Origin of the sequence: Acinetobacter sp. R933-2 (assembly GCF_030325485.1) — a bacterium.
Taxonomy (GTDB): domain Bacteria; phylum Pseudomonadota; class Gammaproteobacteria; order Pseudomonadales; family Moraxellaceae; genus Acinetobacter; species Acinetobacter sichuanensis.
In genome coordinates, this window is sequence record NZ_JACAIJ010000033.1 from 1 (window position 1) to 9,009 (window position 9,009).

The following is a 9,009-nucleotide window of genomic DNA, read 5'->3' on the forward strand; positions in this document are numbered from 1 at the left end:
TATATTGATGTTTATAACATCATTTGAGGAGCAGAATATCACTTATAGGAGTTGTTCAAATTTACGGATCCATCTCTATCTATCGTAGATAAATTACGGATAAAGTCGCGTCGCTCATCATCAAAAACTTTACCTTTAGGTAGTAAAATTTTTTCAGAGTAATCTATATCTTCATCTGTAATTTCAATTGTTTGTGACATATTCAATCGCCTCGATTAAATAATAAATACTGTCTGTCGATTCAGTTTCATGAAGATTTAATGTTCTGTCAGGTTCGTGCTTGTTCATTTCTTTATCTAATTCATGAGCTAAACGATAAGCTATTTCTGTTTTTTTTAGCCCTTGATTGATGAGTTTTTTTGCGAGTTCTAATTCAAAGTTTGAGTCCCATTTGGTTTTTGTATGTATAGCTTTAGAATGTTTCTGAAATAATGCTGACAGTTTTTTAGATTTGAAAATAGAATATTCTAAAGTCCATTGTTTAGCGGCGTAATATTTAACATTTTGATTCGATTTTTCATTAATTTCTTTAATTTTATTAGCGATTTCACTTTCTAGTACTTTAGATGATTTGGGACAGTAGTCTTCGCCAACTTTTTCATAAGTTCTTACATCAGAATCCGTAATCACCGCAACAGGAATAGTCATATGAGATTCTTGCTTTCGAAGAAAAATATCGACAAAGTGTTGAAAACCAACACCACCAATATTAACGACAGAAATGCCTTTTGCCGTTAAATCTTTTCCTATAGCTTTTGCGAAACTTGGAATTAAAATTTCTTCCGCCCATCCTTCTACTAGAATCACTCCTTTAGCAAAGAAGAGGTTTGTCTTAGTAGTGTCGAGAAATTTTTCTAGATATTTATAGCTATCAGGCTCTAGCATTGTGTATTCTTTCCCTAAAGGAAAAGCATTGCCTTTATTACATAGAATTAAATTTTCTAATTTAACTTTTGATGCTAAATTGGGACTATGTGTTGAAATAATTAATTGAATATTTGTTTGTCTTTGTAATGCTTCAATCACTTGCATTTGGGCTTGCGGATGTAGGTGAGCCTCTAACTCTTCAATTAATCCTAAACGTAACCCATGCCAATCTTCTTTATTTAAGTGAAGTAACTCTGCAGCCATAAAAAGTCGATTTAAAGTGCCTAAACCTACATTTCTTTGTGATTCTAAAAAAAGAGAAAACTTTTCTAAAATACTTTTTAATTCTGTTGACGAAACATTAAATTCAGTGAAAATGCCTTCATTGTAGAAATTTTTAATGTAACCATCAATTTTGTCTTTAATTGTCTTCCCATCATCATAAGTTTTTGTTACTGGATTACCATCTTTGTCGATAAAACTTATTTCTTCACCTTTAAAATATTTTTTTAAATTTGTATTCAGACCTTCAAACATATGAACAAGTTCATGATTTTTATCTTTGTTTTTAAAAGTAGGATCACCTAATAAAATTTGGGAAAGTCGAGAATTTCGTTTTGAGATCAACTCATTTTCAGCATCTCTTAAAGGTCTTAAATATGTTGTTTTTAGATATTCTTTTGATTCAGCCGTTAATAGATAACCCTCTGAATCAGCACCTGCTTTTATATCTGAAGGAGTAATTTTTTTATCATTGCGAGTGACATCATAATTTAATTTTAAGAATGTTTTAGCATCAGCTCCAGTACCTTTCCAGCCTAACCATTCTGTAAAGTTTTTAGCTTCATCATCAGTTAAATCATAAAATTCAAGTTCAATCCTAAATCGTGTAGAACCGTCAAAAAAGTCTTTCTCTTCTACCTTGATGTAATCGTAGCTATGAGTTTTTAAAACCAATTTAATGGCATCTATGATTGCCGTTTTTCCCGAATCATTTTCACCAATTAGCACATTTAGACCTTTGGTAAAATTAAGGTCTAAATTAGGTTTAGTTAGATCAAAAGTATTTCCAACTACTCCATATTTTCTAAAATTCCAAAGTTTTATATTTGATAAGTACATAATTTATGTTGTTTGGAGTAAATTTTTGTATATATTATTTATATCATAAGTTTGTGATAGAAATAATATATCCATTATGAACTTTAGTCTTCTTAACCTTATTTTTTTCTTTATCAAGATGATTGCGTTGTAGTGCTTAATAAATCGGCAACTATTAAAAGAGTACAGATGGTGCAAAGCTTAGAGTAGTGCCATTTAACGTATATGAATCGCAAAATTTAAAAATTACTAGTGTTTTCTCTATACGATAAGTGCGATATTGGGTACTAAACGGTACTTTTTGACTAGGGCGTGTCCTCATTTGGCTTTACACCAAATAAATATGCAAGCAATGTAAATCATAGACTGGTAATTTCGTGCAAGCTTATCAAATCGGGTTGCAATCGCTCGGAAATGCTTCAATCTCGCAAACACATTTTCAACTAAATGTCTTAATTTATATAGATATTTATCAAACTCCTTATTCGGTCTTTTACTATTTGATCTCATTGGAATGATGGGAATCATATCCTTGTTCTGGGCATATATTCTAATGTGCTCAGCATCATACCCCTTATCAGCAATGAGATAAGTTGCCTCGCCTACAGTATCAATCAGTTGTTTTGCAACTTGACTGTCGTGGACGCCACCCCCAGTGATTTTAAAATCAATCGGTAATCCATTCGCGTCGGTTGCAAGATGTATTTTTGTTGTTCGTCCACCACGTGATTGTCCAATTGCTCTTTCGAAACCATTCCGAGCTCCACTTGCATGTTGATGCACGCGTATGTAGCTTCCGTCAATGAATACCCATTCTTGATCCAAGACGCCTCGTAATCTAAAAAAAATTTATTCCACAATCCCTTGCTTGCCCAACGATTAAAACGATTATAAGCAGTTTGCCAAGGACAAAATTCTTGAGGAATATCACGCCATGTGGCGCCTGTACGCAGTTTCCATAAGATCGCTTCCATGATATTTCTACTATTCTTTGAACGGTAGCAACCATGTAATCGCATAGTATCTTGAATTTGCTGCCAGATATCATCGGTAAGAAGAGTACGTGCCATTGAAAATATAGAAATAAAAATAACTCAAAGGAGGATTTTAAGTATTTAAAACCAATTCTTCAAATGAGGACACGCCCTAGTTAAGTTCCAATTTTCGCACTTATCGTATTACATATATGCATAGACAGGAAATTTATAGGGGATACCCTTCATTCATTGAGTACTTGGAGTCGTTCTATAACTTTCTCGGAAAATGGTAGCCAATAGTTCCAGGATTTATATGTTGGATTATATGAACCACGTCCTTCACGTTTCCATTCTTTAAGCAATGCAATGATTTCTGGGTTATATGTACTATTTACTGAGATCATCCCACTCGAAAAATGGCGTACATTTACATGCATGCCTTTTACTTTAAATTTATAGTCCTGCCAAGTTGGAGTAGTGTTCTGTTGTGACGAGGTCATGTGTGATGTGGCGGGTACGTGCGTAGGATTAGTAGCTTTTTGCTGCGCACTGGTTTCCTCTGAAGGGAATGGATAAACCCATCTTCTATTTTCTATATTTTCAAGGATTTGCTGTTTGGCTTCGATACTTGGAATTGCAATATCACTTTTAAGAAGTGGCGATAAATCGATTTGAATGCATTTTGATTTTAAGACTTCAATACGTTTGAGTTTTTCAGCATCAATAAAATGAGTAACTGCAATTTCAATTAAAATAGGTTCCCCATCAAAATAACCAATAAGATCAGGACGGATTAAGCCTAGAGAGAATTCAGGGAGTAAGTTTTCGAAGGTCCACCATGCTGCCTCATTATCTGATTCAGGTAAAGCGGGAAGCATAAGTCCCATAGATTCAAGAATAACTTCTTTAGCATATTTATGGAGTACAGATTCAGGGTTAATGGTACAGCTTGCTTTATTACTTGCATGAGCAAAATGATGTTCCTTAATCTCACCTTTACGAGCGATAACGGCTTCACCGCATTCAAAGCAAGTACACTGGCAAGCGAGTCCACGTTCAACCTGCTCAATATTAACCAATTTATTATTTTCGTTTAATGCAATATGCATCGTCATGACTAAAATCCTTAGTGAAGTTGATTTACTCACTCACTATGCTTATGGTCTAATTCTGATAACACTGTATAAACGGGGTATATACGGGTATGTGGGGGTTTAAGTGTTTGAATTAAAATTAAAAGTTTTTTCAATTTTATGGAATGTGCTCAAGGATGATTTAGCACAAAATAGGGCTTATGAATGCTTAAAGGTAATGTGTGCTGCGACGCTTGGGCTATTAAAGGGGCAAGTTGATGATCATGTTGCCTATTCAAGGTATAAATTGAAGGCAGCTGTAGATGGGAAGCTTTCTGCGGATAACGTAGATCCAAAAGAATTAGGAAAATGGATCAATGAAAGAAAACTGAATGAATACCTTGAGCGTTTAAGTTCTAAGCATATTCAAAAATTTTCCGAAATCGGATATGTGCCGGTTGTACGCACGAACGACACTGTTGGTGGAAAAGGTAATGAGCGTCTTTTTTGGTTGGACATTCAAGAGACTGTAATTGAAAGTGTTGATGAAAAATTAGTAAATGAGGAAGATATTGAGTACATCACTTATGAACGTGTAGATTCTTCAGCAATAAAGATGTCGTGGTTTTATCGATTTATATTTAAGAATGGTGAAATAAAAAATAAAAGTATAAGAGGACTGTTTATGCTGATAGTTCTCTTTGGCGGTTTTATTTCATGGGCTTTATATGTTTGTGCATTTTCAATAGTTTTAGTACGTGAAGGACAAAACTTCACGACACTTGATTTGTTATTTATAGTCTGTCTAATTGGATTTTCTTACCTATCATTCAAATATTGGTTCGTTCCAATGTGGAATTTACCGGAGCATCGTGTCATTAAAGCACCTATGACGTTTATTTCATTAGCTGAAGAACATGCTGATATTGAGATGTATCGTGATAGAGAGCGTAATCAATTAACACGTGTAACTCGGTTTAGAGGGATATGTCCTATTTGTTCAGCAGAGGTTGTACTTAGAACTGGCCAAACTGATCATAATTTGCCATTAGTTGGACGTTGTGTAGAAAGTCCTTTTGCGCATGTGTATAGCTTTGATCGAGTGCTTATGATTGGAAAGCTGTTAAGTCGGTAATGATATTAAAATTAAGTGTGAAGAATTAAGTCAATGAGCTATTCTCCTATTTGTATAATCAATGCAAATCAAATGGATAATATATATGTGGTTGGTGATTTGCATGGCTGTTATAGCCTTTTGATGCAAGAGCTCAAGAAAATCAATTTTGACTTTCAAAATGACGGACTCATTTGTACAGGTGATCTTGTAGATCGAGGCGAAGAAAACTTAGAATGTATTTCTTTATTGAATCAATCTTGGTTTTTTACGGTACGAGGTAACCATGAAGAAATGTGCATAAGGTCTCCTCATGATCGTAAAATAAAAGATATACATGCACGTAATGGGGGGGAGTGGTTTTATCAACTGAGTGCGAAGCAACAATTTGAAATTATCGAACTATTTAAACAACTTCCTTTAGTTATTGAGGTTCAATTCGAACATAAAATCATTGGTGTAGTACATGCAGACGTCGATATTCATGATTGGAATGCTTTTAAGCACGACATTGCACAAGGCGATATAAAATTTCAGGTGTAAGTTCGGCTTATGCGAATGCGCTGTGGGGGAGAGGACGTATCCGTAATCATTCAGAACATTACGATACTGTGGAAAATATTGATGAAATCTATCTGGGTCACACCATTGTAAAAGAGCATACTAAAATAGATAATTGCCATTACATTGATGTGGGTTCCTCTTTTACCAAGAAGCTTTGTATTGTAAAAATCCAGTAAACACGGTGATGTGGTAGGGGAGTTCGGTGGTGAAAAAAGTTCAACAGGTCAAAAAAGCAACACTTGAATCATGTATCCTAGCTTGTATCCCGTAATTTTTTAATATTAATTAGTGTAATAAAAACAATAGGGTAGGAGAGGGTTGTTGTCCGTCTGGGCCCACCAGTTTTTTGTAATCATATGCACAACTTTGCAATGATTTGATATATAAACCCATGAATTATAATGATTCATGGGTTTTTTATTTCTGCTTTTTGCACAACTATGTTCGGCTATGCACAGCTTTATTTGGCCCTCTTGTGTATCCAATCTTGTATCCGATACTCTTTCTGCATTACTCGGATACAAGGTGTTTAGTTATGAAAAGAACTGCCCTAAATGGCATCAAACAGATAAAAGACTCGCATTTATATAATCTTGAATCTTAGGATAAGGAGTATCGTATTTCATGTGATGCTGGGCTTTATTTTCGTGTATCACCAAAAGGGAAAAAAACTTGGCAAGTCCGCTTTAAGGATGAAGCAAGGAAGTGGAAATGGCATAGTATTGGAAGCTATCCGCAGTTATCGCTTGTAGCAGCTAAACTTGAAGCTTCAACTATTTTTCTCAAGTTACAGCAAAATGAAAAAGTATTAACAAAAAAAGAAATTGAATTGCAAAGAATTGAGGAGCAACAACTTAATTTAAAAAGCTTGATGTATGACTGGCTTGATGCTAAGAAAACAACTTGGGCTGTAATAACAATAAAGAAAGAAACTCAATCGATTGAAAAACGTATCTTATCTGTTTTTGGTGAATTGGATTTCACCAAAATTTCACCTCAACAATGGCTGACATTTTTTCAGGATATGCTTAGAAGTGAAAGTATTTACAATCGTGTAGAGAAACTAGTTTCACATTGTCGCAATGCCTATGATCTTGCAAAGTTTCATGGACAAATAGAATCGAACCCTTTGGATGGAATTTTGAAGTATTTTGATAAAGGCAGTAAAGGGAATATGAAGCATGTCAGTCTTCAGGAATTGCCAGAGTTGGTGCAGTCTATTCGAGGCTATAGAAATTCGCATACAGCAATTGCTTTGGAGTTACTCGTTATTCTTTTCCCACGACCACAAGAGTTGCGCTATGCAAAATGGCAAGATTTTGACTTTGAGAAAAATATCTGGATAAAGCCTGCCGAAACCATGAAATGTGGTATTACCCATGTTGTACCTTTACCTAAACAGGCAATAGAACTGTTATTTAAATTAAAAGAAATCAGGACAGTATCGGATTTTTTATTTCCTAGTAGAGATAGCCTTATACAGCCAATGAGTGAAGCAACTTTAAATAATGCTTTGAAAAACCTTGGTTATCGAGGCCGTCAAAGTCCACATGGATTTCGACATATTGCCAGTACTGCTTTAAACAACCAATTTAGTGATAAAGAACAAGTAATAGAAGCTTGTTTGGCACATAAAAAACATGGTGTAAAAGCTGTTTATGACAAAGCTACACATTTAAAAGAACGAATTGAAATTATGCAGTGGTGGGCTGATTATTTAGAACAGTTATATTCGGATAAAAATACCACAATGAAAGTTGCTTAATTCACTATCGAATGTATGATTAGTGCAATTAATAACAATGTCTTAGATACAATGAAGTTAGATCTTTAGAGTTAAAGGATGTTGGGTAGATTTCGGATCTGCAATTAGAAAATATTAACCCACAAATGAATATTATTTGTGGGGGAAAATATAGTTGGGAAAACAAATAGGGGTAATAGAAATGCTTAACGACTCAATTTTATTAGATCAAGAATTATACAGCTTAGAAAAGCATTTCGAGAAGGTTTGTAACCGCCACCCTCATTTAAAATTATTAGAATCACAATGGCGGTTTGATCAAGAGCTCATTAGTAAAGCCCTTCAAAATGTAAGTACTATTTTTCCACATTACAGTCGTCATGATGTTTCTCATTCTCGTCAGATAATAGTAAATATTGAAAGACTACTTGGAGATAAAATAAAGTTTTTAAGTGCTACTGACACATGGCTTATTTTAGAGGCAGCATATAACCATGATATAGGAATGGTTATTACTCAAAAACAAATTGAAGACATGAATACTCCTGAATTTGAAGAGTTTGTTCATTCATTAAAAGATAGCTCGGATGATAATTTAAAAAAATTTGCAAAAAAATGGATTCAAAAAAAGGCTGTCTTACCTCAAAAAGCAGAAGCTCATGATTTTATTCACCAATATATTCAGTTATTAGCTGAATGGTATAGACAAAAACATCCTCTAAACTCAGCAAAAATAGTAAGAAATCCAGTTGAAGAAATAGGGTTGAATTCATCACGTAATGAGTTATTACCAAAGCGTTTATTTGATGTACTGGCAGATATCTGTAAATCACATGGTGATAATTTTGATGCTTTAATAAATTCACTACCGAAAGCAGAAGCAGGCATGGCATCCGAAGACTGTCATCCTCTTTATGTTGCTTGTTTACTTAGAATGGGTGATTTATTAGACATAGATGACAATCGGTTTTGTCCAATCATGATGTCAATGTGTGGTCATAATTTGCCTAATTTAAGTAAAGCTCATTATGATAAGCATCATTCCATTAAACATTTTCGACTTGATGCAGAACGAATTGAAATTAAATGTTTATGTCCTACCCCTGAATCATACGAGGCTGCCTATGATTGGTTTAACTGGCTACAGCAAGAATACCATCAACAGACTCAACATTGGGACCAAATAGTTCCGTGTAAAGAATTGGGGCGTTTGCCAACCCTAATGACACCTATCGTTGATATAGATCAACCCTATTTAATTCTAAGTCAAGGAAGAAAACCAAGTTTTAAAGTTAATGAAGAAGCTATTTTAAAATTAGTAAGAGGAACTGGCTTATATTCTTCGAAATTTGACAGTATTCGTGAAATTTTACAAAATGCCGTTGATTCCACATTGCATAGAATATGGCTTGAAAACCAAGATGAGATTAAGGACTTAATCCCAACTGATGTGTGCTGAAATACTAGGACACTTCCACTTGGGAGATTCTAGGCAGCTAACTTGTAAAGGTGCTCTGCCATTTGATTTGGTGTCTTAAAATCTAGTCCTTTCTGAATTCTTCGCTGATT

Annotated in this window: 6 protein-coding genes and 3 pseudogenes; 5 read left to right on the forward strand and 4 right to left on the reverse strand. The window is 34.4% G+C overall.

All coding sequences use genetic code 11. The features are described from left to right. Window positions 1-38: 38 nt before the first annotated feature. The 4 genes from HX005_RS19120 to HX005_RS19135 form a co-directional block, all read right to left on the reverse strand. Window positions 39-200, reverse strand: coding sequence for a hypothetical protein (locus HX005_RS19120; RefSeq protein WP_286378551.1), 162 nt, complete (start codon window positions 198-200; stop codon window positions 39-41). Then, entirely contained in the window at window positions 184-1,989 is a 1,806-nt protein-coding gene (locus HX005_RS19125; protein ID WP_286378552.1) for an ATP-dependent nuclease, read from the reverse strand. The genes HX005_RS19120 and HX005_RS19125 overlap by 17 nt, the downstream gene beginning before the upstream one ends. Window positions 1,990-2,286: 297 nt before the next feature. Further along, window positions 2,287-3,038, reverse strand: a protein-coding gene (locus HX005_RS19130) for an IS5 family transposase (RefSeq protein WP_286378553.1) whose coding sequence is annotated in 2 segments (ribosomal slippage) — window positions 2,287-2,804 and window positions 2,804-3,038 — 753 coding nt in all. Because the reading frame shifts where the segments join, the coding sequence is not laid out codon by codon here. A 149-nt stretch (window positions 3,039-3,187) separates the two neighbouring features. Next, window positions 3,188-4,060: a competence protein CoiA family protein gene (locus tag HX005_RS19135; RefSeq protein ID WP_104425930.1), complete on the reverse strand. Its 873-nt coding sequence runs from the start codon at window positions 4,058-4,060 to the stop codon at window positions 3,188-3,190. A 103-nt stretch (window positions 4,061-4,163) separates the two neighbouring features. Here HX005_RS19135 and HX005_RS19140 point away from each other — a divergent pair, with 103 nt between their 5' ends. The 5 genes and pseudogenes from HX005_RS19140 to HX005_RS19155 all read left to right on the forward strand — a co-directional run. Then, a complete protein-coding gene (locus HX005_RS19140) occupies window positions 4,164-5,153 on the forward strand; it encodes a hypothetical protein (protein WP_286378554.1) in 990 nt (329 codons plus the stop codon). A 33-nt stretch (window positions 5,154-5,186) separates the two neighbouring features. Continuing rightward, window positions 5,187-5,872 (forward strand): annotated as a pseudogene (locus HX005_RS19145) (metallophosphoesterase). 443 nt (window positions 5,873-6,315) lie between these two features. Beyond that, window positions 6,316-6,489, forward strand: a pseudogene (locus tag HX005_RS19655) (Arm DNA-binding domain-containing protein); the annotation flags it as partial. A 36-nt stretch (window positions 6,490-6,525) separates the two neighbouring features. Then, the gene (locus HX005_RS19150) at window positions 6,526-7,461 is read left to right on the forward strand and encodes a tyrosine-type recombinase/integrase (RefSeq protein ID WP_353622007.1); all 936 of its coding nucleotides are present in this window, start codon (window positions 6,526-6,528) and stop codon (window positions 7,459-7,461) included. Between the two features lie 181 nt (window positions 7,462-7,642). Continuing rightward, window positions 7,643-8,893: pseudogene (locus HX005_RS19155) on the forward strand (HD domain-containing protein); the annotation flags it as partial. Window positions 8,894-9,009: the final 116 nt, after the last annotated feature.